This window comes from Actinopolyspora mortivallis (genome assembly GCF_003001495.1).
Taxonomy (GTDB): domain Bacteria; phylum Actinomycetota; class Actinomycetes; order Mycobacteriales; family Pseudonocardiaceae; genus Actinopolyspora; species Actinopolyspora mortivallis_A.
On the sequence record NZ_PVSR01000013.1, the window covers coordinates 14,267 to 39,264 of the forward strand.

The following is a 24,998-nucleotide window of genomic DNA, read 5'->3' on the forward strand; positions in this document are numbered from 1 at the left end:
AAAGGGTCTCACGAACAACGCCGTACGAAGGGAACTGCGGTGACGAGCGACGGGAAGTCGATCATGAGTGGTAACCACCACTTCCCGGCGGTACCGCAAGACGACATCGAAGGATCACGGTTCGCGTTCCGCGAGACGGAACGCGGTTTTGCCACGTCCTGATGCGGACAGCAGACTGCTGAGCAACACAGGGGTGGCGCGAGAAAACAACATTCGTCCACGCACCGTCGACGCGAACGGTCGAGGATGACAAGCACGGAGATCATATGCCGGACAGAACTCTGCTTGAACACACCAACGCTGGAGGGGACTCCACAGGTTCCTCGGCACCGTCCGGAGCGCAGTTCCACCCCTACGGTATCGCCTCAGCCGTCCACCAGATCCGTAGCCCTCTGTCGGCGCTCTGTGACCGATCAGGTCGGCGGGTCGGTGTCCTGACTTCGGCAAGAGAGTCGGACAACGATGCTCACGTCCCCTCCGGTACCCACCTGCTGGGGACCTTGCCCCCGCTCTACCCGGAATGGTTGGGAGATCGCTCCTTTTGTGAAGCACACGGCGTACGCTTCCCCTACATCGCCGGAGAAATGGCCAATGGCATCGCCACCACTCGCCTCGTGATCGAGATGGTCCGGGCGGGGATGCTGGCCTTCTTCGGAGCCGCCGGACTCGGGCCGGCTACCGTGGAACGAGCGATCAAAACTCTGCACGAGGAGCTGGGCCCTCGAGGCCCCTGGGGGGTCAATCTCATCCATTCGCCCTACGAACCAGCTCTGGAGGACGGTGTCGCCGAGATCCTGTTGAAATGGAACGTTCCACGAATCTCCGCATCGGCGTTCACCGCACTCACACCGGCCGTCGTGCGCTGCGCCGCTTCCGGACTGCGCACGGATCGTCAAGGCGAAATCCAACGCCCCAGGAAGGTATTCGCCAAAGTCTCGCATCCTACCGTAGCCGAACGCTTCCTCTCTCCTCCTCCCCGTGACGTACTGCGAACATTGGTCGACCGAGAACAACTCACCCCCACCGAGGCGGAACTGGCCGGAAAGATCCCCGTTGCCGAGGACATCACGGTCGAAGCGGACAGCGGTGGACACACCGACAACCGCCCGATGAGTGCTCTGCTGCCGAGCATACTCGCGATGCGCGACTCCATGACGAGCAGTTTCGGTTACACCGATCCGATTCGTATCGGAGTCGCCGGAGGACTGGGAACTCCCCGTGGAGTGGCCTCGGCGTTCGCTATGGGAGCGGCGTACGTGCTGACCGGAACGATCAATCAGGCTTCCGTGGAATCGGGGCTGTCCGAGGACGGGAAATCCATGTTGGCCGAGGCCGACCTGACCGACGTGACCATGGCCCCTGCTGCGGACATGTTCGAGGCCGGTGTCCAGGTTCAGTTGTTGCGTCGTGGCACACTGTTCGCGGCCCGCGCCAAACAGCTCTACGACACGTACCGCGCCTACAACGGTCTGAACGAAATACCGCAGGCGGAACGGACCGACTTGGAACGGCGGGTTCTGCGCTCCTCTCTCGAGGAAGTGTGGAACGAGGTGGTCCGCTTCTGGCACGAACGCGACCCCGCAGAGTTGCGGCGAGCCGAGAACGATCCCAAACATGCTATGGCACTGACTTTCCGCTGGTACCTCGGGAACTCGAGTCGTTGGGCGATCAAGGGAGACCAGCGGCGACGCAGCGATTACCAAATCTGGTGCGGCCCGGCAATGGGGGCATTCAACCGATGGGTCAGTGGTAGCTGGCTGGACCCACTCCGCAACCGTTCGGTGGTCCAGATCGCCCGCAATCTCCTGGAAGGTGCGGCCGTGGCGACCCGGGCACACCAAATACGCACCTTCGGCGCACCGTTACCCGACTCGGCAGGGAACTACGTTCCCCGTCGACTGGTCGCAGGAAGGAACCATACATGACGGAGCCACGGCAGGTCCCGATCGCTGTTGTTGGGCTCGGCGCGATGCTCCCGGGATCGAAGACACCAGACGGATTCTGGCGAGATGTTGTGAACGGACGTGACCTGATCACCGACGTCCCCTCCACTCACTGGCTGGCCGAGGACTACTTCGACCCCGACCCCGCGGCACCGGAGAAGGTGTACACGCAGCGCGGCGCCTTCTTGGATCCCGTTCCGTTCGATTCACTGCTTCACGGAATACCCCCCGCAGCGCTTCGTGCCACGGATACCAGCCAGTTGCTGGCGATGATGGTCGCCGACCAGACGTTGACCGACGCGTTCAGAGGCCGTCCCCGTCCCGACGGGGAACGAACCAGCGTGGTTCTCGGTACTGCTGCCATGGAACTGCTCTCCACCATGAGCAATCGGTTGCAACGGCCGGTCTGGTACAGGGCGTTACGTGAGAGCGGTCTCGACGAGGCGACCACACAACGGATCTGCGACCGGATCGCCGAACACTATGTCCCCTGGCAGGGTGAAACCTTTCCCGGAGTGCTCAGCAATGTCGTCTCCGGCCGCGTCGCCAACCGATTCGATCTGCACGGGACCAACCACACGGCGGATGCTGCCTGCGCCAGCTCGTTCGCCGCCATGACGAGCGCGATGAACGAACTCGCTCTGGGCCAGTCGGACCTGGCCCTGAGCGGCGGAGTGGACACGCTCAACGACATCGTCATGTACATGTGCTTTGCCGAGACCCGGGCGCTCTCTCGTTCCGGAGACGCACGTCCGTTCGCGGCCCGGGCCGATGGCACGATCCTCGGTGAAGGACTGGTCATGTTCGCGCTCAAAAGACTGGCCGACGCCGAACGGGACGGTGACGAGGTCTACGGCGTACTCAGGGGATTCGGGGCCTCCTCTGACGGAAGCGGCGTGGCCATCTACGAACCACGTTCCTCCGGGCAAACCCTGGCGCTGCGGCGCGCTTACCAGGCCGCCGCCTACTCCCCGGACACGGTGGAGCTGGTCGAGGCCCACGGTACCGGCACCGTCGCCGGGGACGCGGCGGAGGTCAAGGCCCTGCGTGAGGTGTTCGGCGAGTCGACCCGACGAGACCGCCCTTGGTGTGCGTTGGGCTCGGTGAAATCACAGCTTGGTCACACCAAATCAGCAGCGGGAGCCGTGGGCCTGCTCAAGGCACTGCTTGCCGCCCATCACGGCGTTCTCCCTCCCACGATCAAGGTCGACCACCCCAATCCCGCTTTGGAACTGGACGAGAGCCCGCTGTACGTCAACACGCGAGCCCGTCCATGGGTCCGGGGGCAAGATCACCCTCGACGCGCCTCCGTGTCGAGTTTCGGTTTCGGCGGCAGTAATTTCCACCTGACTCTGGAGGAGTACCGGTCCACGGAGCACTCCGCGGCACGTCCCGGAAGGCGCCTACGTGTCATGCCGGCAGAACTGATCCTGCTCAGCGCGGAATCTCCGACGGATCTGATCCGGGACGCGGAGCACGTGGCCTCTCAGGAGCACTCGCTGGCCACGATCGCCCATCGGACGCAGCGTTCTTTTCGCGCCACTGACTCAGCACGGGCCTCAGTGATCGCCACCGATCCGGACGATCTGCGTGCCAAGTTGGGGAGAATCGTGGAGCAGCTCCGGAGATCCCCCTACGAAGCGTTCTCCCATCCCGGTGGTGTGCATTGCGACCCCACTCCCGCCTCCCCCGGGGAGCTCGGCCTGTTGTTCTCCGGTCAGGGCAGTCAATACGTCCACATGGGGGCCGACATCGCGATGACGTTCCCCGAGGCGCTGTCGGTGTGGGACCGTCTGGCATCCGAGCGGGTCGGAGACCAGAGGCTACACGAGGTGGTGTTCCCTCCTGCCGCCTTCACCGAACACGAACGCGAGGCACAGCGAACGCTCCTCACCAGCACCGAATGGGCACAACCGGCGGTAGCCGTCCAAAGCCTCGCGTTGTTGTCCGTGTTGGAGCACCTCGGCCTGAAACCCGCCTGCGTGGGCGGGCACAGTTTCGGGGAGTTGAGCGCGTTGTGCGCGGCCGGAGCGATGAGCGCAGAAACGCTTGTCAACCTGGCCCGGATCCGCGGCGAGTTGATGCGTGACGCGCCGGAACGCTCCGGCGGGATGTGCGCCCTGAAAACTTCGACCGAAACAACTCAGGAAATGATTTCCGGAGAAAATGAGTTGTGGATAGCCAACCACAATTCTCCCGGACAAGTCGTCGTCTCCGGCACGGAGGAAGGACTCGTCGATCTGGAACGCCGTGCTTCCGAACGAAACATCACCACACGCAGACTGGACACGGCGACCGGTTTTCACAGTCCGCTGGTCTCCTCGGCACGAACTCCCTTCCGTCAGGTTCTGGACGAAACGGAACTCACCACCCCGGAAATTCCGGTTCTCAGCAATATCGACGCGGAGCCCTATACCTCCGAGATGGACATGCGCCGGCGTCTCGCGGAACACCTGGTACGGCCCGTACGCTTCGTGGACCAGATCGAAGCGATGTATCGACGCGGGATACGTACCTTCGTCGAGGTGGGAGCGGGGGCGGCGCAGACCGGTCTGATCAAGGAGATCCTCTCCGAACGATCCCACTTGGCCGTCTCTTTGGACCAGCACGGCGGCAACGGAGTGTGGAGCCTGTACGAGGCTCTGGGGAAACTGTCCGTACACGGATTCACCCTGGACTTCGATGTGCTTTGGAAGCACTACGTAATTGACGAGGAACCGATGACACACGACCCGAGACGGACCGCCGAAATCACAGGAACCAACTACGGCAAACCCTATCCCCCCTCGGCGTCTGATCCCGCGAACGGGGAAGGGGCGAACGAATCACCGGCCGGAACAAACCCGGTTGCGGAGCCGGAAACAGCTTCCACAGGGTCGATCACCCCGTCGTCTTCCTGGAACTCGACGGAGCAGGATCCTCCCCTTCCGACCAGACCTCCGTCGCTCGAGGACGCTCCTCCGGCCGACGAGAAGTGGTCGTACGCCCTGCAGGAGATGCAACGCTACACCGCTGAGGTCCATGCCGCGTACCAGCGCTCCGTCGCCGAAAGTCACACCGCGTTCCTACGTTTCGCCGAGAACTCCATAGCACACTTGGCCTCGGCCGCCGGAGCAGGCCCGATCGCGCCCGGCGAGAACCAGGCGCCTCCTTCCGCCCCGGACCCCCTTCCACCCGCCCCTTCGTTCGCGGCACCCGCCCCTCGAACAGGGTCTCCCACGTCCGGGACGGGGACACCGCCCTCTCCGCCGCCCCCTCCGGAGACTCGGGATCCGGTCCGGACAGAGCCGGAACCGGGTCCTCCTGTCCAACAATCCCCGGATCCCGCAGAATCATCCTCCCAAGGGCTGGAAGCGACGTTGATGTCCATCGTGGCTGACAAAACCGGCTATCCAGCCGAGATGTTGGAACCAGAAATGGAACTCACCTCGGATCTCGGGCTGGATTCCATCAAGCGCGTCGAGATCCTTTCCGCCTTGCGTGAGCAGGTCCCCGATCTCCCCGAGGTCGACGCAGCAGAACTCGGCAAGATGCGCTCACTGAGCGATGTCCTGACCACATTGTCCCCGGATGGGGATACGGACAACAACGAACGGATATCATCGTTATCGGCACAGGCCGACATCCGTCCACCACCAAGCTCCGAAAAGACCACGGCCACGAGCACGCTCCAAAAGTACGAATCGACTGAAAAGCCTCTGACACGGTTGGCGCGCCGTGTCACCCCCCGAGAGGCACCGGAACTGTGCCTTCCCGGCCTGCCGCACGGCCCGGTGACGATCCTGCGGGAGGGAGGGGGAATCGCCGAGGCGCTGGCGAGCAGACTCCGGGAGCACGGTGTTCCGGCCACCGTTTCCGATACGGTGCCCACGGACGGTGCCCGTGTGGTCTTCCTCGGAGGATTGACCGAAATCACTTCTGAGGAACAGGCGCTCGCCGTCAACCGCACCGCGTTCCGGATCGCACGTCAGGTCGGAAGCGTCTCGGACGAACCCTCTCCTCTGCTGGTCACCGTGCAGGACACGGGGGGCGATTTCGGAATCGGCGGCGGTGATGCTCTACGCGTCTGGTCCGGGGGCATGGCCGCTCTGACCCGCACCTGCGGTCACGAATGGCCCGGGGCGACCACCAAGGCCATAGACTGCGAACGAGGTCGACGCTCCTCCGAACAGATCGCCGAATCCCTTTGCCGGGAACTGTTGGAGGGAGGATCCGTACACGACGTGGGTCTTCGCTCCGATGACCAACGTTTCGTCCTGGAGGTCGCACCGGTTCCGGGCCCCGGCGAACACGCACGGAATCCGATCACCTCGGACTCGGTCCTCGTGGTCAGCGGCGGTGGGCGCGGAATCACGGCGAAGGCGGCCCGCGCGCTCGCCAGGGCACGAGGACCACGGCTGGCGCTGCTCGGGCACACTCCCTTGGAGGAGGAGCCGGAACGGCTGCGGGAATGCAGCACCGAAACGGAACTCAAACGCGTTCTGCTCGAGGAGAGTGAGCGTTCTCCCACACCAGCCGAGATTCGTGAACGGAGTCGACGGATCATGGCAATGCGGGAGATCCGAACGACCGTAGACGCTCTGCGCGAAGAAGGTATCGAAGTAGATTACTGGGATGTCGACGTCACCGACCACGAGGCCGTCGACGTCGTACTGCGGGACGTACGCCGGCGTTGGGGGCGGATCACAGGCGTCGTACACGGGGCGGGGCGTCTTGCTGACGCCCTGGTCACCGACAAGACGGATGATGTCTTCAACCGGGTTTTCGACACCAAGGTGTCCGGACTGCGCTCTTTGCTCGCCGCCACCGAGCAGGATCCTCTCGAACTGCTGTGCGCTTTCTCCTCAGTAGCCGCCGTGTTCGGCAACAGCGGTCAGAGTGACTACGCGATGGCCAACGAGGTTCTCGGGCATGTTCTGCGTGCCCAGCGACACAGGCGTCCGGAGTGCCGGACCGCCAGCATCGCGTGGGGCCCCTGGGAAGGCGGCATGGTCACCGCTGAACTCTCCGCGCACTTCCACGGACGTGGCATCGAGACGATACCGCCCGAACTCGGTGCTCAGGCGTTCGTCACCGAATGCGAAAGAAGTTCGGAACCAGAACCGATCGTGCTCGCCGACTCCGACAGCGAAGCGTGGTCGGGCGATATGCACCGCGCCTCCGAAGGGGAGGTGCGGATCGATACCGCGGCACACCCGCAGTTGTGGGACCATGCCATCGCGAATCAGCCCGTGCTGCCTCTGGCGTTGGCGGCGGAATGGCTGATGTCCATCGCACACCTCCACAGAAGAGCGGGAGGAACCCAGCTCCGTGAAGTAGCCGTCCTCCAGACTGTTCATTTGGACTCCTCCCCCGAGCAACCACGGTGGATGCGGGTCGGCGCGGAACCAACGGAGCAATCCGGGATCGTCCGAGTCCACCTGACGTCACCGGAAGGAACGCACTGTTACCGAGCCACGGCCGAACCCCTGGAGGGAGAGGAGGAAACCCGACCCCTCCCAACCGATCTGGAAGTTCTCGAAGGAGAAATCTACGACGGCACCGTGCTGTTCCACGGTCCGCGTTTTCGGGTGATTGAGGAGGTTGTCGGAATCGGCCCTACCGGGGCCGTGGGTACGGTGACGAGCGTCAGGAACAGTTCCTGGTCATCTCGCCGGTACCGGACCGAGCCAGCGGGGGTGGACGGCGGCCTACAACTGGCACTCCTGTGGGCCGACCACGTACTCGACCGACCGACCTTGCCCATGTCGGTACGCGTATTCCGGGTACACGGGGAGGACATCCGCGCGGACGGGTACCGCTGCGTGGTCCGACACGTCAGGACCGACACCGACTCGGTGGAATGTGACATTACTCTGTCAGCGAACGGAGACATCTATGCCGAGCTCCTCGGTGTACGTCTCGTGAACAGGCCGGACGTCACGAACGGCAGCTCGTCAACAGGAGAACGTCATGTCCTTTGAACCCGTCGCCATCGTGGGCCAGGGATGTGTGCTGCCCGACGCCACCGATCCCACCGCCCTGTGGGAGAACGTGCGGGAGGGACGGATCAGCCTGTCCCCGGTGCCGGACGATCGGTGGCGCGTACCGAAATCCTCGGTTCTCGCCCCTCCCGACTCACCGGAGGCGATCGACCGGGTCCGGACCGACATCGGTGGGTACGTACACGGTGTCGACGGACTCACCGATCCCACGGGGCTCACGCTCTCCCCCGAGGAGCTGTCCCCCCTCGACCCCGTGGTGCACTGGGTCGTGCACAGCGCACGTCAGGCGTTGCGCGGAATCAACACTCCCGAGTTGCTGGCACGAGGGGGGTTGATCAGCGGAAATCTTTCCTTCCCGACCTCCGGGCTGACTCGCTTTGCCGAGGGAGTCTGGCTCCACCAACAGGACCGACCTTTTCCCGGAACACTGTCCACGGGCTTCGACAACTCCACTGACCCGCGCAACCGTTTCTCATCGGGGATGCCCGTTTCCGTGGCCGCCGAAGTTCTCGGTCTCCGAGCAGGAGGCTTCGCGCTGGACGCTGCCTGCGCCTCTTCGCTGTACGCCATCAAGCTCGCCTGTGACCGACTGCACGACCGCTCGTTGGACCTCGTCGTCGCCGGAGGTGTCAGCTGCGCGGACTCCCTGTGTATCCACCTGGGCTTCACCGCGTTGTCGGCGCTCAGTCCCACGGGGGAGTCCCGCCCGTTCCACCGCAACGCGAACGGTCTGGTCCCGGCGGAGGGCGCGGCTTTCGTCGCTCTGCTCCGCCTGTCCGATGCCCTGAGGATGGATCTACCCGTTCTGGGGATCGTACGCGGAATCGGCCTGTCCAACAACGGACGGAACACCGGACTGTTGGAACCGGGCGAAAAAGGCCAGGAACACGCCATGCACCAGGCCTATCGTCAGGCCGAAATCCCGCCCGAAAGCGTGACGCTGCTGGAATGCCATGCCACTGGAACCCCTACCGGCGATTCCGCCGAAATCCGGAGTGCCAGTCGTGTGTTCGCCGACAGCACGGATCTCCCCGTCGGATCATTGAAAGCGAACATCGGACATTCTCTCACGACGGCGGGAGCGGCGGGTTTGATCAAAGTTCTCGGAGCCTTCACCGAAAGAATCCTGCCCCTCTCCCCCTCCGCCGAGGATCCGGTCGAGCCCCCGCGGGGAAGTCCGGTGCGGGTTCTGCAACGCAACGAAGAATGGTCCAAACATCGACGGGCGGGAATCAGCGCCTTCGGTTTCGGTGGCTGCAACGCACATCTCATCCTCGACGCTTGTCCGACCAGTACCGACACCACCGTCGCTCCTTCGTCCCCCGCCCCGAACGCAACGGTGGCCATCGTCGGCGTGAGCGTCCACACCGGATCCCATTCCAACACACGGGATTTCCGGCAAGCCCTGTTCACCGGAACGGCGAGTGCACAAGCGGCTGAGTACTACCCCGTCGGGCTGACGGGACTGCGGTTCCCGCCCCATGACCTGGAACAGGCGCACGCTCAACAAACATTCCTGCTGGAAGCAGCACGCGAAGCGGCCGAGCAGAGCCGACTGCCCTCCGCGAGTACCGCCGTGGTGGCCGGGATGGGCTGTGATCCCGAGTCCGCCCGCTACGCCACCCGAGTACGGGCAGGAGCCCTGGTCGACGGAGCCGATACCGGTGATCCGACTGACCAGGGCGCAGCCGTCCGCGAAGCCTTCTCCCCACCGCTGCGGCCCGCCGGCGTTCTCGGCACCATGCCGAACGTCGTCGCCAATCGGCTCAACGTGCAACTCGATCTGCACGGACCGAGCCTGACCATCTCCGCGGAGGAGGCCTCCGGACTGGTCGCTCTGGAGAGCGCAGCTCGGTCCTTGGGCGCGCGTGAGATCGACGCGGCTCTGGTCGCCGCGGTCGACCTCTCCCACGAACCCGTGCACACCACGGCCATCACGGCGCTGGCTCCGGGAACGGTCCCCGGAGACGCAGCCGTTGTGCTGATCCTCAAACGATTCGAAGACGCGCGGAACGAGGGAGACCGCGTCTACGCCATACTGGACCAGGAAAGCGGGAGCACCGAAAATGCGAGCCTGCTGGTGGGGGACCGGCCCGGTGACGTCGAAGGAACTACCGCGCACTTCGATCCCGGCAGTTGCTTCGGCAGGGCCCACGCTGCCAGCGGCCTGCTCTCCGCAGCGATCGCGACATTGGCCCTACGACACAGGGCGATCCCACGGCACGGCGCCGCCGCGGATCCGTGGCTCGGTGAACACGTGGCCACGGTCAACAGCTCAACGGTGACGGGGCAGCACAACCGCCTTCGGTTGCGAGGCCCGGATCGCAGTCGGGACACAGCCGCCTTCACCGCCCACCCCTCACCGCTAATCAGTGTGTTCTCCGGAAACGATCGCGACTCCGCCCAGCGAGCACTGGAATCCGGGCAGGAGTCCTCCGAAGGACCGGCGAGACTGGTCATCATCTCACAAGCCGGTGAGGATCGCACTGACCAGGCACGACGCTGGTTGGCAGAGGGTGGTCCGCGCCCTTGGGGGATCGCGTTCCGGGAACGCCCCGTCCAGGGGGAGGTCGCGTTCGTGTTCACCAACGGCGCGGCAAGTTACTCCGGCATGGGACGGGAGCTCCTCCTCGCCTTTCCTGATCTGCTCCAGCACACCGAGCAACAAGTGGGGGCACTCACCGAACTGACGGGATGGGCGTACGGGCAGTCTGAAAGCAGCGTCGCCGGATCACTCGAAGCTCTCTGGTCCGCAGCCGTGCTGGCCCACGTCCACAGCGGCATCACTCGGAAACTGCTCGGTCTGCGCCCGAATGCCGTGCTCGGTTACTCGTCCGGCGAGTCGGCAGCGTGTATCGCCCTGGGCCTGTGGACGAATCCCCGGGCGGTGTCCGAACACATACGGTCTTCGCAGCTGTTCCGCAACGAGATCCTCGGCGAGTACCGCGCCGTTCGACAGGTGTGGAACCGTTCCGGGATAACCGGATCCGCCTGGAAAAACTATGCCGTGTGGTGCTCACCACAGATCCTGGAGGAAGCGGTCACTTCCGAACCCGCAGCACATCTGATCGCGATCAACTCACCCACCATGTGCGTCCTGGGAGGTGAAGCGGAGGCCTGTCGTCGAGTTCTGCGGAACTTGGACCAGTACGCGGCCGTACCGCTCGACTACGACATGGCCGCCCACGCCCCGGAACTGTCCGAGGTGCGGGACCAGTGGTGGAGAGCCCACCACTGGGACACCGTCGCCGCCCCTGGACTGCGCTGCTATTCCTGCGGTTCGACCGAACCGTACACCCCCACTTCCGACGCGATCGCCCAGGCGTTGACCACCCAGGGGACAGGTCCCATAGACTTTCCGGCCACCGTGGAACGTGCCTGGTCGGACGGTGTTCGTGTATTCATCGAACACGGTCCCAAATCGACGTGTACGGGATGGATCCGACAAACGCTGGGGGAACGCGACTTCCTTGCCGTCGCACTCGACCGGGAGGACCGTGACGGAACCCGGCAACTCGCCGACAGCACGGCGGAGCTGGTCGCAGCTGGACTCGAGGTCGATTCACACCAGCTGTTCGAACGACTCGGTGACACGGAGCAAGCTCCCGAAAAGGGGAAGGTGATCTCGCTTCGAGCACATCCGGCGCCGGTACTGCTACCCGAGCCGTTTCCACCAGCGGTGGTGATGCCAACAGCTCCCCGTTTGGAACCGACCACCGACGCTTATTCGTTACCACACGGAATCTCGGGAGGAAACGGATCCGCAACCACCCTCACCCGATTGATCCAGGATCAATACCAACGAGCAGCAGCCGTACACAGAGCCTTTCTGAACGAACAGGCCACCGTACACCAGCGATTCCTGGACGGGGCGGCACATGCGTCAGCACTGCACAATCAGTTCGACTCCCCCCACAAAACCACGTCCTCAGCCTCGACGCGGTTCCCCGACAACTCCCGAGCACGTCCGGCGAGCTCCTCCAGACGGAAACCCTCGGATCCTGCCGAGCACCGAGTGCGGGAGGCTCCGCATCCACAGCGGGAACCACTGTTCGACAGGGAACAACTCGAATATCTCTCCTGGGGCCGCGTCTCCGCCCTGTTCGGTCCGCAGTTCCTGCCCCAGGACGAGTACCCGTACCAGACACGTATGCCCCAACCTCCGATGCTGCTCGCCGACCGAGTACTGGACATCGATGCCGAACCAGCTTCCCTGGGCACGGGTTCTGTCAGTACCGAGACGGATGTCCGAACGGACAGTTGGTATCTCGACCACACCGGTCACATGCCGGCGGGATTGTTGGTCGAGGCCGGCCAGGCCGATCTGTTGCTGATCAGCTGGCTTGGTATCGACCTCCGCACCCGAGGTGAACGTGTCTACCGACTGCTCGGATGTGAACTGACGTTCCACCGCCGCCTGCCTGTACCTGGCGAAACCCTTCGGTTCGACATTCACATCGACGGACACGGCGAACACGACGGGATAAGGTTGTTCTTCTTCCGCTCGGACTGCTGGAGCGGTCAGGAACGCCAGTTGTCCGTACGCGAAGGTCAGGCGGGGTTCTTCACCCACGAAGAGTTGGAGCAGGCCCCCGGTCTGATGTGGGATGCTGTCGACGAAGCTCCCGCCCCCGGCTCGATCGCCCCTCCCCTCGTTCGCTGTCGGGACAGCCACTTCGATTTCGAGGCCGTCCGAGCCTTCGCCGAGGGCAGACCCGCCGACTGCTTCGGTCACGGATGGGAAAGGACCCGAGCCCACGTACGCACACCCCGCGTCGGGGACGGGAAAATGCTGCTACTCGAACGGGTCGCCGAGTTCGACCCGGGGGGAGGCCCGTGGCGAGGGGGCTACCTGCGCGCCGAGACAACCATCGAACCAGACGAGTGGTTCTTCGCGGGGCACTTCAAGAACGATCCGTGTATGCCGGGCACTCTGATGTTCGAAGGATGTCTGCAAGCTCTGTCCTTCTACTTGAGCGCCTGCGGATTCACTGTTTCCCGGGACGGATGGCGGTTCGAACCCGTACCCGAGCAACCTTATCGTTTGCGTTGTCGGGGTCAGGTCAGCCCGAACAATCGGAAACTCAGTTACGAGGTCTTCGTTGCCGAGCTGTCCGACGGCCCCTATCCGACGGTGTTCGCCGATGTTCTGTGCTCAGTGGACGGAACCAAAGCCTTCCACGGCCGGAGACTGGGCCTCCGGCTCGTACCGGACTGGCCGCTCTCCCACTGGCGTCACCTCGAACAACCACGCGTTCAGGAAACCGGACAACTGGTCCCCCTGGCGGAACTCGGTGGTCTACGAGGGCACGACGAAACCCGTGCGGCCACCGTCGACGGATTCCGGTTCGGCTACGCGGCCATGCTCGCAGCCGCCTGGGGAGCTCCCAGCGAGGCTTTCGGACCACTGTACTCGGGGTACGACGACGGCAGGACGATTCCACGACTCCCCGGCCCCCCATACCACTTCATCAGCAGGGTCTCGGAGATCAATGCCTCGATGGGGGAGCTCCGTGAAGGAAGTTCGATCGACGCGGAATACGACGTTCCCGATCAGGCTTGGTACTTCGAACAGAACGACACCCCGACGATGCCGATCGCGGTTCTCATGGAGGTAGCACTACAACCGTGTGGATGGCTGGCCTCCTACCTCGGCAGCGTCCGGTGCACGGTCACCGAACCCGTCTTCCGCAACCTCGACGGCACAGCGACACTCCACGACGAGGTCCTGCCCACGGCAGAAACGATACGAACCCACGTGGAATTCCTCAAACTCACCGGATTCGGCGACACACTGATCGAAACATTCGCGATCCACTGCTACGCGGATGAACGACTCGTCCTGGAGGGAAGAACAGTTTTCGGTTTCTTCCCTCCCGAGAGTTTCGAGAACCAGGTAGGTATTCCCGACACCGAAAAACCCCCCGGCCTTGACGATCCGAACAACCGAGATATTGACCTCACCGTGCACAGGAACCAGCGAGGTGAAGGGCCTCGTCTTCCAGGACCCATGCTCGGCATGCTGCACCGAGTCACAGGCTTCTGGTCCGCTTCCGAAGAAGGCGACTCGGATCGAATCCGCGCCGAACAAAGACTGAGAGGGGACGAATGGTACTTCCGTGCTCACTTCTTCCAGGACCCCGTCCAGCCGGGCAGTCTCGGTGTCCAGGCTATGACGGAACTCCTCCAGTACTACGTGATCCTTCAGGGGGTCGGAACCGATCTACCGGATCCCCGGTTCGAGCCGATCGCGCTCGGAAGCGAGTTCACCTGGACCTATCGGGGTCAGGTCGTTCCCACCAACCGGTCGGTGGTCATCGAGGCGGAGATCCGGAACAGCGGTCGAGACGAACGCGGGCACCACGTACGGGGCAGGGCCTGGTTGTGGGCGGACGGGACATGTCTGTATCGAGCGGATCTTGGAATCCGCGTCGTCCCCGGTACTTCGCCGACACGGAGGTACCGGCGTTTCTCCTCCGAGGACCGTTCCGCGAGGATCACCACGCGCGACGGGACACCCGGAGACGAACACCGGCCTCCCAAAGAGTAGGTCTCCGCAACGACAAAACCTTCCACTACCAGGAGGAACACCTTGTCAGCCAACCGAAACACTAAAACCGACAAGAATATTCGACGAATCTCACCGAAAGAAAACAGCAAGAAATGGTGTGAATACCATTCCGGACGTCCCGGATAACATCCAGGAACAAAAGCATCCATTCGCGAACCTGAAAACAACTCACCAAGGATCCATTATGTGGCTTCCCGTCCTGGAATCACGACAGCTCGGCGACGCTCCGAAGCGCGTCCTGTACTGGGGAGTTCCCGTTGTCTTATACCGCACAGACACGGGCAAGGTCGCCGCACTCGAGGACATGTGCGGTCATCGCGGAATACCTCTTTCCCAGGGAAGCGTGCGCGACGGAAAAATTAGATGCAATTTTCACCATTTTCGCTTCGACGAAAATGGGTTTTGCGTAAAAATTCCCGAAGTGTACGATGTCGATCACGAATTCCGCAGACGGTGCTCCGTTCGCAGCTTCCACGTCCGCGAAGAGGTCGGTTTGGTTTGGATTTCCGTCGAGGACGAGCCTTCCGCTCCCTTCCCCGTGGAACGGGACAATCTCCCGAATGATCCGGTGGTCGTCACCAGAACCTTCGACGTTGGTGGAGATATCCGGGTCTGGATGGATCATTTTCTCGACGTACCCCATTGCATCTGGACCCACGCGGAATCCACTTATTCCGGTTCTCCCGAACGGCCGGCAAGGCTCGCTCACTCCTCCATCGGTATCAATCACGACTGCGACTATCCTGTCCGCCGCGCGATCGAGATGACGTTTGAGATCGACGATGACTCTCCTACCGCTACCTATGCCCTACCGATGCGTATGTTGACCATCGTCTCACGCCTGCGTCGTTCACTCAGACGAATTCGGGGAAAACCGAACAAATCTCCCCGATTGAAAGTACGTGCCGACCTGGTCACCCCACTGTGCCAAGAGACCCGGTCCCGTATCGGACGAACAAACATCGCGATGTGGACCTCGATCAACCCATTAGAACGAGGAAAAAACCAGTTCGTCTGCAGCATCGTCGCCGACGGACATGGTAAGAATTTTCTGGAGCGGAAAATACTACGCAACCTCATGAGCGATTTCATCTACCAACACCTCGGGATCGAGGACGCCAACATGCTCGCCCAGGCCAACTACGTCGAGGGGGAACGTTTCCGCGCCACAGACTTCGACAGAACCATCCAATCCATGCGCACCATGTTCACACGCTACGTGGAAGAAAAATCCCATCTTTACCCGAAAGGATCATTGATACACGATCTACACTATCTTCCTGAGTCCACCTCGTAACAAAGAAGCCCACGAAAAAGCGGAGGACAAAGGATGAGCCGAATCCCCGGACCAAACATTTTTTCAGGAATGTTTGCCCTACGTGATATCAGCAAAAACCCCTTGAAGGGAATGACGGACCTGGTCCGAAACCACGGAGACCTCGTTCGCGTCAGAACAGGAAAGAAACCTATCCTGGTGGTCAACGATCCCACGAATGCCAAAAACGTACTTTCAGACGACAGCATCTACGTCCGGACAAACCCTCCGCCGTTGCGTAAATTCCTCAGCGGAAGCCTGCTGCTCTCGCGGGGCGAAGACTGGGAGCAGCGTAAACGGTCGGATGGAGAAGCATTCACGGAGATCATCTCGGAGAAAGCACTCAAGGACCTGGTAGAGAGTGCCGATTACGCTATCGAACGCTTCGGAAGTACCGAGAACGACGGAGGACGTCCGGAAATTCTGGAGGAGTTTCGCAAAATCATGTTCCGGATGACGTCGGAAGCTTTTCTCCGCACACGTTTCACGGAGAGCGAGACAGAAACGATCATCAATGACATCGGGAGAATCGAGGACATCACCGAACGTTGGTCGACCCGACTGGTGAAGCCTTCGAAACGAACCCTCCGACAGGAAAGAAAAGAAACGCACGAGATAAAAAAACGTCACGACTCCATCATTCTTCCGAAGGTAGCAAGCAGGATTCACGAGGTGAACAAGGAAGACAACTTGATAAGTATTCTGCAAAAGAAGAACAAAAAGGACGGAAATCCCCTACCACCACAAGACATCTGCGGTGTACTAGGAAATCTGATCGCCGGCGAACGCGCTTCCTCCATCGTGATGACATGGATACTCCACTGTCTCTCCCTGAATCCGCGAGTACAGCTGGAGGCACGGAAAGAAATCAACCGGACGACAAGCGGGAAACCTATCGAGGAAAAACACTTGAAAGACTTGGAATTTCTCGATCATGTGGTCGAGGAAACGCTGCGCCTCTACCCCCCGACCTGGAAAATATTTCGCGCAACCAACCAGGAAACTCGACTGCAGAACCATCTTGTTCCTCCCGGAACGCTCATCATGATCAGTCCTTACCTCCTGCACAGGAATCCTCGATACTGGTCACACCCGGACGATTTCTATCCGGAGAGGTTCTCCTCGCAGGACGCACGCGATACAGACAGTGGTGCATACATGCCCTTCGGTTTCGGTCCGCGTGCCTGCCTGGGGAAAAACATGGCGTTCCAACAACTGAAAATAATCACCTCCCTCGTCGTCCAAAAATACGACATAAAAGAAGAATCAGAAGAAGAAATCAAACCCTCTCCCGGTTTCTACCTCAATCCGGACTCAAATCCTTGCATCTCGCTGGAACCGGTGCGAACCGAAAAAGGTGATCACATCGAGCATGACGGTTCGGTTCAGTAGCTGCGCAGAACCGTGTAGTACGGTTCACGAAAGAGCGGGTTCAACGGCGGGTCCAGGAAATATGCCGTTTTCTTGGAACCCGACGTCCGTGATTCATCAAACTCGAACATATTTCACTTTGCGAGTGTCAGCGCGAGGTCAGCGTCGGGTCAGCGTTCCATAACAGCATGGTGTTCCCACGCGGGAAACGTTCCGCGCGAAAACTCCTCCCGGGATCCACGGGAGACCGCAACGGGACGAAGCCGTTCTCCGCGCACGGCGACGGAGCCGTGAACGTCGCGCTCCGGAGGAAGGCACAACCGAGCAGCAGAGGAGAACACGTGACCGCTCGCATCGAGACCGCAACGGGAACACCACCCGCCGAGTGGAACGAGACCGCCACCGACTATCCGAAGAACACTCCGATCCACCGCCTGTTCGAGCAGCAGGTCCGGGCCCGCCCGGAAGCGCCGGCCGTGGGCGGCGGAGCCGAGGCCCTGACCTACCGGGAGCTCGACGGCGTGGCGAACGCACTGGCGCACGAGCTGGTCTGCCAGGGGGTCGGCGCGGGCGAGCTGGTGGGAGTCCTGATCAAGTCCTCGGCCGAGGCCGTCGCGGCGATCCTGGCCACCCTGAAAACGGGGGCCGGTTACGTCCCACTGGATCCGGACCACCCGGACCACAGGCTGCGCGGCATGTGCGAGCAGGCCGGTGTCCGCGTGGTGCTGACCACCGAGCCCCTGCGCTGCCGGGTGAGTGACGACCGCACCGTCGTGACGGCACGCCTGGACGCCTCCTCCCCCACACTCCCCGAGAGGGAGGAGGTCTCCGGCTCCGATCCGGCCTACGTGATGTTCACCTCCGGGTCCTCGGGAACACCCAAGGCCGTGACCGTTCCCCACCGGGGGGTCGTACGGCTGGTGCGGGGGACCGACCACCTGGTTCTCGGTCCCGAGGACACGGTGCTGTCCACGATCAACCTGTGCTTCGACATCTCCTGCTGGGAGATCTTCGGCGCGCTGCTCAACGGATCCCGGCTGGTGTTCGTGGACACCGAGACCCTGCTCGCGCCCGACGCCCTGGCCGAACTGATCGCCTCCGAGCGGGCGAGCGTATTGCTCCTGAGCACGGGGGTCTTCCACGAAGTGGCCCCGCGGCGTCCGGACATGTTCGGATCGCTGCGGTGCCTGATGGTCGGCGGTGAGGCGATGAATCCCAACGTCGCCCGGAGCGTGCTCGCCCACGGCCCGCCCGGTCAGTTCCTCAACGGCTACGGGCCCACCGAGAACTCGGTCATCTCCACCGCCTACGACGTCGCGGAACTGGACGCGGAGGCCGAGACCGTGCCGATCGGACGTCCGGTCAGCAACTCCACCGCCCACGTGCTGCGGCCGAACCTGGAACCGGCCGACGTCGGGGAGGAGGGCGAGCTGTGCGTCGGCGGTGACGGGGTGGCCCTCGGCTACCACGGAGCCCCCGAGCTCACCCGGCAACGGTTCGTCCCGGACCCCTTCGCGGAAGAAGTCGGAGCACGGCTGTACCGCACGGGGGACCGGGCACGGTGGCGCCCCGACGGGGTGCTCGAGTACCTCGGGCGCCAGGACCGACAGGTGAAGGTCCGCGGGTTCCGCGTGGAACTGGGCGAGATCGAGTCCGTGCTGGGAGCCCATCCCGAGGTGGACCGGACCGTGGTGGAAACCCGCGCCTCCGACTCCGGGGAGCGACGTGTGGTCGCGTGGGTCTCCTCGGAACGCAGTGGCGCGAACCCGGACCTCAGCGAGAGGGTGCGGGAGTACGCCCGCGACCGCCTTCCCGAGTTCATGGTCCCCGAGGCGATCCGAGCGGTGGAGACCTTCCCGCTCAACCACAGCGGCAAGGTGGACAGGTCCCGACTGCCCGAGATCGAGCGGCAACCGAGGGAGGTGCGCGACCGGCCCGCGACGGAGGCGGAACAGGGCGTGGCCGCGATCTGGTGCGAGCTGCTCGGGCTGCCCGCCGTCGACCGCGAGGACGACTTCTTCGCCCTGGGCGGGCGTTCCCTGCACGCCACCCGCATGGTGGCACTCCTGGCGGAGAGGTGGGACATCCCAGCCTCGCGCGGACGGTTCCTGATCCGCTGCCTGTTGGCCTCGCCCACGCTGCGTGAGTTCGCCGAGCGGGTCGAACAGTCGATCTCCACGGCGGGTTCCCCGGCCAACGAGACCGTGGACTTCTGGGCGGAGACGCGGCTGGACCCGGAACTGCGGTTCGACGCCCCCGCCGTGGAGAACCCGAACGATCCCGGGTCGGTACTGCTCACCGGAGCCACCGGCTTCCTGGGGGCGTACCTGCTCGACCGGCTCGTGCGCCGCACGCGCGCCACGGTGCTGTGCCTGGTCCGGGCCGAGAACGACCAACAGGCGCTGACCAGGATCGCGGCCAACATGCGGCGCTACGGACTGTCCTTCGACGAGGTGGGCCACCGGGTCGTTCCCGTACCCGGGGATCTCGCCCGGCCCGCTCTGGGACTCGGGGACCGTTTCGACGAGCTCGCCGAACGGGTCGACCTCGTGGTGCACAACGGCTCGCACGTCAACTTCGTGTTCCCGTACTCGAGTATGCGCGCGACCAACGTCGGAGGCAGTCACGAAGTCCTGCGGCTGGCCACCACCGCCAGGCTCAAACCCGTCCACTACGTCTCGTCGATCACCACCATCGTCGGTAACGGGGTCGCCGGCGTCCGTCACGTTCCCGAGGACGCTCCACCCGCCCACCCGGACAAGCTGTCCATGGGCTACCAGGAGACGAAGTGGGTGTCCGAGTGGCTCTTCCGCAGGGCCTCCGAACACGGGCTGCCGGTGAGCATCCACCGTCCCTACGAGATCACGGGAACCACCGGGAAGGGGATCTGGAACACCGACACGATGATGTGCGCGCTGTTCCGCACCATCGCCGAGAGCGGTCTCGCCCCGGACGTGGCGCTGCCGCTGGACTTCGTGCCCGTGGACGTCGCGGCCGAGGCACTGGTACACCTGATCACTCACGAACCCCCTCGCGGACACGCCTACCATCTGACCAATCCGCACGACGCCCGTCTCGGTCTGCTGGTGGAGCGACTGCGGGCACGGGGTTACCCGGTGCGGAAACTGGACTACGGGCAGTGGGTGTCCGAAATGGCCCGGTTGGTTTCCAAGGAGCCCGACTGTCCTCTGGCCCCCTATATCCCGGTCTTCGCCGATGCCGCCAACACCGGCGACATGACGGTCAAGGAGATGTACTTCGCCGGGACCTTCCCCACCTTCGGGCGGGAGAACCTCGTCCGCGGGCTGGCCGACTCCGGGCTGGTCATCCCGCCCGTCGACGAACGGCTGCTCGACCTGTACCTCGACTACTTCGAACGCTGCGGCTTCCTCGACCCCACCTCGAAGGACCTCTGAAAGGAGTCGGACCATGCGCGTGGGCATCATCGGCGGAGGAATCAGCGGACTCACGGCCGCGTGGCTGCTCGACGACTCCATCGGCACCGATCTGGAGGGCGTCACCCTCTTCGAACAGCGGCACCGACTCGGCGGCCACGCCGAGTCGGTGCCCGTGGGGGACGGGTTCGCCGACCTCGGAGCACAGCACCTGGCACCGGAGGCGTTTCCCACCCACACCCGCCTGCTGCGGCGGTTGGGGCTGGAGGAGGAACCGGTCGCGGCACCACTGAGCGTCACGGTGCTGTCGGGCGGGAGACCGTTGCTGGTCACTCCGCACCCGGGGCTACGTCCCCAACCGGAAGGGGACGAGGGCGGCGCGTCACTGAACCACCTGGGCACCTTCCTGGCGCGGGCGGCCGACCTCGAAAACGATCCGAACGCCTGGCAGCTACCGGCCGAGGACGTGGTCGAACCCCTCGACGTTCCCGACTCGTTCAAGCGGGAGGTCCTCTATCCCCTGATGGCCTCCTTCGTCGGGTGTTCGCTGGAGCAGGCCCGCGGCCTGTCGTTCCGGGCCGCCGTGGCCTTCCTCGTCCGCAACGCACCCGCCGAGCCGACACAGCCCCCTCCCTGGGTGAACCTGCGGAGCGGTGTGGAAGGGCTCGCCACGACACTGGCCGAACAGCTGCGCAACACCCGTCTGCGCCCCGGAACCGAGGTGGTCCGCGTGCGGCCGCGGGACCATGGTCACGAGATCGTGGAAAGATCCGGGGTCACCCACCGGGTGGAGCACGTGGTCTTCGCGACCCCGCCCTGGGCGATACCGGACATGCTGGACGAACGAGCCGGTTCGGAGACCGCACGGACGCTGCGTCGGTTCCGGTCCGTCCGCGCGGTGGTGGGAATCCACCGCGACCCGACCTACCTGCCCTCGGCAACGGAGTACCGGTCCACGAACACCGTCACCGTCTCCGAACCGCACGAGGGCACAGGATGGGCCGAGACGTCCACCTGGTACCGGCCGATCACCGGCGAGGAGATGTTCAAGAGCTGGATCACCCACCGGCAACGGCAGCCGACGGAGCTCGTCGCCGCGCGTGAGTACCACCACCCGGTTCCCACCGTCGACACCGTCGCGGCCCAGTCCGAGCTGGACCGGATGCAGGGGCGGAACGGAACGCACTTCGCGGGCAGCTGGACCGTGGACGTGGACAGCCAGGAGAGCGCGGTGCGTTCGGCCTGCTCCGCCGTCCGGCGGATCCTGCCCTCCGCACCCCGACTGGCCCTGTTGACCGAGCAGTCCGGGCGGTGAACTCCCGGGCCGTCATGCGAAACCCGCCGATGGCGGCCCGGTCGGACAGCACGGACCCCGTTCAACCGGTCAGCACGATCTTCCCGCGGTGGGACCGACCGGCGAGGGCCACCGCCCGACGGACCTCGGACAGATCGAACCGCTGCCCCACCACCGGACGGCACCGTGGATCACTCAGCAGTGCGAGGGCGCGTTCCGTCAGCCGGGAGCGCTCGGCGCTCGTCAACCGGGCCAGGTGCACCGGCAGCCAGAACCCCTCCACGCGGATGTCGTCGAAGACCAGGCTGTCGGGGGTGATGCGCAGCGGCTCACCCGAGAGCATCCCGTAGGAGACGAACCTGCCTCCGCTTCGCACACACCGCAGCACACTGCTGCCCAGCTCACCGCCGACCGCGTCCAACGCGGCGTCGGCTCCCCCGCCCGTGTGCTCACGCAGGGCGTCCTCCACGGCCTCGCTCCCGCCGTCGACCACGGCACGGGCCCCGAGACGGATGAGCTCCTCCGTGCGCTCCTCACCCCGGACCACGCAGACACAGCGGATTCCGGCCCGCTCGGCCAGCGGCAGGAGCATCCTTCCCACCGTCGAGGCCGCCGCGGTGTGCACCAGTGCCGCTCCGCGTTCCAGGTTCAGCACGTCCAGCAACGACAACGCCGTGACGGGATTGATCGTGGCCTGGCAGGCCACCTCGTGCGGCAGCTCGTCGGGAAGCAACACCAGGTCGTCGTTTCCGGCCAGCACGTACTCTCCCCAGGTTCCCCGAGCGGCGACGGCCACTCTCGCCCCCACGGGGGCGGACGTCCCCCCGCCGACGGCCTCCACCGTGCCGGAGCCCTCGAAACCGACAGCCGTGGGGAAACGGTCGGCGCGTCGGCCGTACCGCCCCTCGACGTAGAGCAGGTCGGCGGGGTTGACCGGACGGGCGTGCAGGCGAACCAGCACCTGCCCGTCCCCCGGCCGGGGGACGGGCAGGTCGGAGAGCACGTCCAGCACCTCCTCCGGAACACCGTGTCGGTGGGCGAGCACGGCACGCATCACGTTCACCCCCGCGTCTCCTCCGGAACTCCCCACCGCCGTCGCAGCTCGGACCTCGGCAACCTCCCGGCGTGCAACGCCTTGTTGGCCAGCACGTAGTCGGCAGTGCCCGACTCGAGCGCCTCGACGAGATGGGCGACCGAACCGCACCCTCCGGAGGCGATCACCGGCGCTGCCGAGGACACGGCCACCTTCCTGGTGAGCCTGTGGTCGTAGCCCGCTCCCGTGCCCTCGCGTTCGGCGCTGTTGGCCAGGACCAACCCCGCGCCCAGCTCTCCGAGTCGGCGGGCGAACTCCGCCGCGTCCATCCCGCTGGGGACACGACCGCCGTGGACGTGGGCCGTCCACGCGCCGAGCGGACCGGTTCCGGCGTTCACCGCCCCCATGAGCCGTCCCGTTCTCCGGGAGAAGTCCTCCACCACACGCGGGGACTCCACGAGGGCGGTGCTCACCGACAGTGCCGCCGCCCCAGCCCGCAGGAGACGTTCGGCCTCGGCGACGGAGCGCAGCACGCCGTGCCCCACCGACACCAGCACCGAGACACCGGTCTCCCGCACCGCGGAGACGACGGGAGTGACCGTGTGCAGCTCGTCCCAGTCGTCGAGCACGTCGAGGAAGACCCGTCGCACGCCCCACGCCGCGTAGCACCGGGCGATGTCGACGGGATCGTGGGGATCCCCGACGCCGGGCAGCCGCACGGGATCGGTCGCCCTGCCCCTCGCGAGGTCCACACACGGGATCAACACGTCCACGACCCTGGTGTCATCGGTCGTCATGGGAGCCCTCCTCGGTGCCGAGCAGTCGCGCCACCCGCGGACTGGAGGGGGCGAGTCTCCGAGCGACCAGCGCGGCCGACTCCACCGTGGTCTCCTGGGAGTCGATGCCGAAGGCGTAGTGCCCGGCGAAGTACAGGTTGTCGGTGCCCTGGTGGGCGGCGAGCCGTCGCTGCGCCCGGACCACCTCGGGGGTGGGAAGCAGCTGCCGGAAACTCTCCCGGGCCAGGACCTTGCTCGGCTGTCGGGAGCGTCTGCTCACCTGGCTGCGGAACACGTCGACACCGTGCACGGGTCCGTACCACACGGTCGTTTCGCTGTGGTTCTCACCGAGAGTGAGGTTGTTCGTCGACCAGTGCTCGAGCCTGTCGGGCATGCCCACCGGGTCCCGGTGCAGGGCGTAGTCGACCCGCCGGTACGGGAAGGCGGTCAACGTCGCCCCGAGATCCCGGAGCCCGTCGAGCGAACCGGCGAGCTCCGCCGTCACCGGCGGGGGCACGGCGAACACGACGGCCTCGACCCGGGTGACCTCCCCGGTCGTGTCGACCAGCTCGTAGCCGGACCCGCTCTGCCGCACCCGCACCACTCCGGTGTCCGGACGGATCCGCGCCACGTGGAGGTCGGTGGCCAGTGACCACGCCAGACTCTCCAGGCCACCGCGCACGTTCTCCGTGACCGGGGCGTGGTCACTGCGCTGCCCACCGAGGAAGGCCGCCGTGGCGGCACGGGCGGACAGGGTTCCCGCCTCACGCGGCTCACAGCCGAACAGTGCGGCGGGCAACGCGTACAGCAGGGGACGGTTCCGCCGGTCCGTGCCGAGCGAGTCCAGCATCTCGTCCAGCCGGACCTCCCAGTCCAGCCCCGTGTTGTCCCACTCCTGCGCCCGCGTCAGGAACTCGGCCAGCCGGTCCCAGTGTCGACCGAGCACCTTCGTCCGGGGCCATCCGGGATCGGGCTCGTGCGGTCCGACGAGCAGCGGGCTCTCCTCTCCTTCCCGGAGGACGGTGCGCGAGGCCGGGACCTCCACGAAGTCCTCGTCCCCGAAGCCGTGCAGCCGCATCAACCGCGTGTTGAGCGGATAGTCTTCAGTGGACATCTCCTGGGTGCCGAGGTCGAACCAGACCGGTCGTCCTCCGAGTCGGACCGCGACGGAACGCGCGTTGCCACCGATGCGTCGTCCGCGTTCGAAAACCACCGCCTCATGGGTTCCGTCGATCAACCAGGCCACGGTGAGGCCGGCCATGCCCGCCCCGACGATTCCTACTCGCAACGTGGGTTCCTCCGAAGTGCTCGGTGAC

10 protein-coding genes are annotated in these 24,998 nt (G+C 64.5%); 7 read left to right on the forward strand and 3 right to left on the reverse strand.

From position 1 onward, the window contains the following. The first annotated feature begins 266 nt into the window (after positions 1 to 266). The 7 genes from CEP50_RS09880 (at position 267) to CEP50_RS09910 (ending at position 21,894) form a co-directional block, all read left to right on the forward strand. Positions 267 to 1,925, forward strand: a complete 1,659-nt coding sequence (locus CEP50_RS09880; RefSeq protein ID WP_106113652.1) for a PfaD family polyunsaturated fatty acid/polyketide biosynthesis protein — start codon at positions 267 to 269, stop codon at positions 1,923 to 1,925. After that, the gene (locus tag CEP50_RS09885; RefSeq protein ID WP_106113653.1) at positions 1,922 to 7,906 is read left to right on the forward strand and encodes a type I polyketide synthase; all 5,985 of its coding nucleotides are present in this window, start codon (positions 1,922 to 1,924) and stop codon (positions 7,904 to 7,906) included. The genes CEP50_RS09880 and CEP50_RS09885 overlap by 4 nt, the downstream gene beginning before the upstream one ends. Then, on the forward strand, positions 7,896 to 14,477 hold the full coding sequence (locus tag CEP50_RS09890; RefSeq protein ID WP_106113654.1) for a beta-ketoacyl synthase N-terminal-like domain-containing protein: 6,582 nt from the start codon (positions 7,896 to 7,898) through the stop codon (positions 14,475 to 14,477). Before CEP50_RS09885 ends, CEP50_RS09890 begins: the two co-directional genes overlap by 11 nt. 118 nt (positions 14,478 to 14,595) lie before the next feature. Further along, on the forward strand, positions 14,596 to 15,795 hold the full coding sequence (locus CEP50_RS09895; RefSeq protein WP_146134783.1) for an aromatic ring-hydroxylating oxygenase subunit alpha: 1,200 nt from the start codon (positions 14,596 to 14,598) through the stop codon (positions 15,793 to 15,795). 33 nt (positions 15,796 to 15,828) lie between these two features. After that, positions 15,829 to 17,205: a cytochrome P450 gene (locus CEP50_RS09900; protein WP_106113656.1), complete on the forward strand. Its 1,377-nt coding sequence runs from the start codon at positions 15,829 to 15,831 to the stop codon at positions 17,203 to 17,205. Between the two features lie 320 nt (positions 17,206 to 17,525). Further along, on the forward strand, positions 17,526 to 20,600 hold the full coding sequence (locus CEP50_RS09905; RefSeq protein ID WP_181188313.1) for a non-ribosomal peptide synthetase family protein: 3,075 nt from the start codon (positions 17,526 to 17,528) through the stop codon (positions 20,598 to 20,600). A gap of 13 nt (positions 20,601 to 20,613) precedes the next feature. After that, on the forward strand, positions 20,614 to 21,894 hold the full coding sequence (locus CEP50_RS09910) for an FAD-dependent oxidoreductase (RefSeq protein ID WP_106113658.1): 1,281 nt from the start codon (positions 20,614 to 20,616) through the stop codon (positions 21,892 to 21,894). Between the two features lie 61 nt (positions 21,895 to 21,955). On the opposite strand, the gene CEP50_RS09915 is transcribed toward CEP50_RS09910, so the two are convergent. From CEP50_RS09915 to CEP50_RS09925, 3 genes are read right to left on the reverse strand one after another with little or no spacing between them, the layout of a single operon-like run. Next, the gene (locus CEP50_RS09915; RefSeq protein WP_258175137.1) at positions 21,956 to 22,927 is read right to left on the reverse strand and encodes a zinc-dependent alcohol dehydrogenase family protein; all 972 of its coding nucleotides are present in this window, start codon (positions 22,925 to 22,927) and stop codon (positions 21,956 to 21,958) included. A 5-nt stretch (positions 22,928 to 22,932) separates the two neighbouring features. After that, a complete protein-coding gene (locus tag CEP50_RS09920; protein WP_106113660.1) occupies positions 22,933 to 23,703 on the reverse strand; it encodes a HisA/HisF-related TIM barrel protein in 771 nt (256 codons plus the stop codon). Beyond that, entirely contained in the window at positions 23,690 to 24,970 is a 1,281-nt protein-coding gene (locus CEP50_RS09925) for an FAD-dependent oxidoreductase (protein WP_146134784.1), read from the reverse strand. Before CEP50_RS09925 ends, CEP50_RS09920 begins: the two co-directional genes overlap by 14 nt. Between the last annotated feature and the right edge of the window lie 28 nt (positions 24,971 to 24,998).

Bases quoted from the DNA above. Each gene is read 5' to 3' on its own strand.
- CEP50_RS09880 (WP_106113652.1), top strand. From the start codon at position 267: ATGCCGGACAGAACTCTGCTTGAACACACCAACGCTGGAGGGGACTCC.
- CEP50_RS09885 (WP_106113653.1), top strand. From the start codon at position 1,922: ATGACGGAGCCACGGCAGGTCCCGATCGCTGTTGTTGGGCTCGGCGCG.
- CEP50_RS09890 (WP_106113654.1), top strand. From the start codon at position 7,896: ATGTCCTTTGAACCCGTCGCCATCGTGGGCCAGGGATGTGTGCTGCCC.
- CEP50_RS09900 (WP_106113656.1), top strand. From the start codon at position 15,829: ATGAGCCGAATCCCCGGACCAAACATTTTTTCAGGAATGTTTGCCCTA.
- CEP50_RS09910 (WP_106113658.1), top strand. From the start codon at position 20,614: ATGCGCGTGGGCATCATCGGCGGAGGAATCAGCGGACTCACGGCCGCG.
- CEP50_RS09915 (WP_258175137.1), bottom strand. From the start codon at position 22,927: ATGCGTGCCGTGCTCGCCCACCGACACGGTGTTCCGGAGGAGGTGCTG.
- CEP50_RS09920 (WP_106113660.1), bottom strand. From the start codon at position 23,703: ATGACGACCGATGACACCAGGGTCGTGGACGTGTTGATCCCGTGTGTG.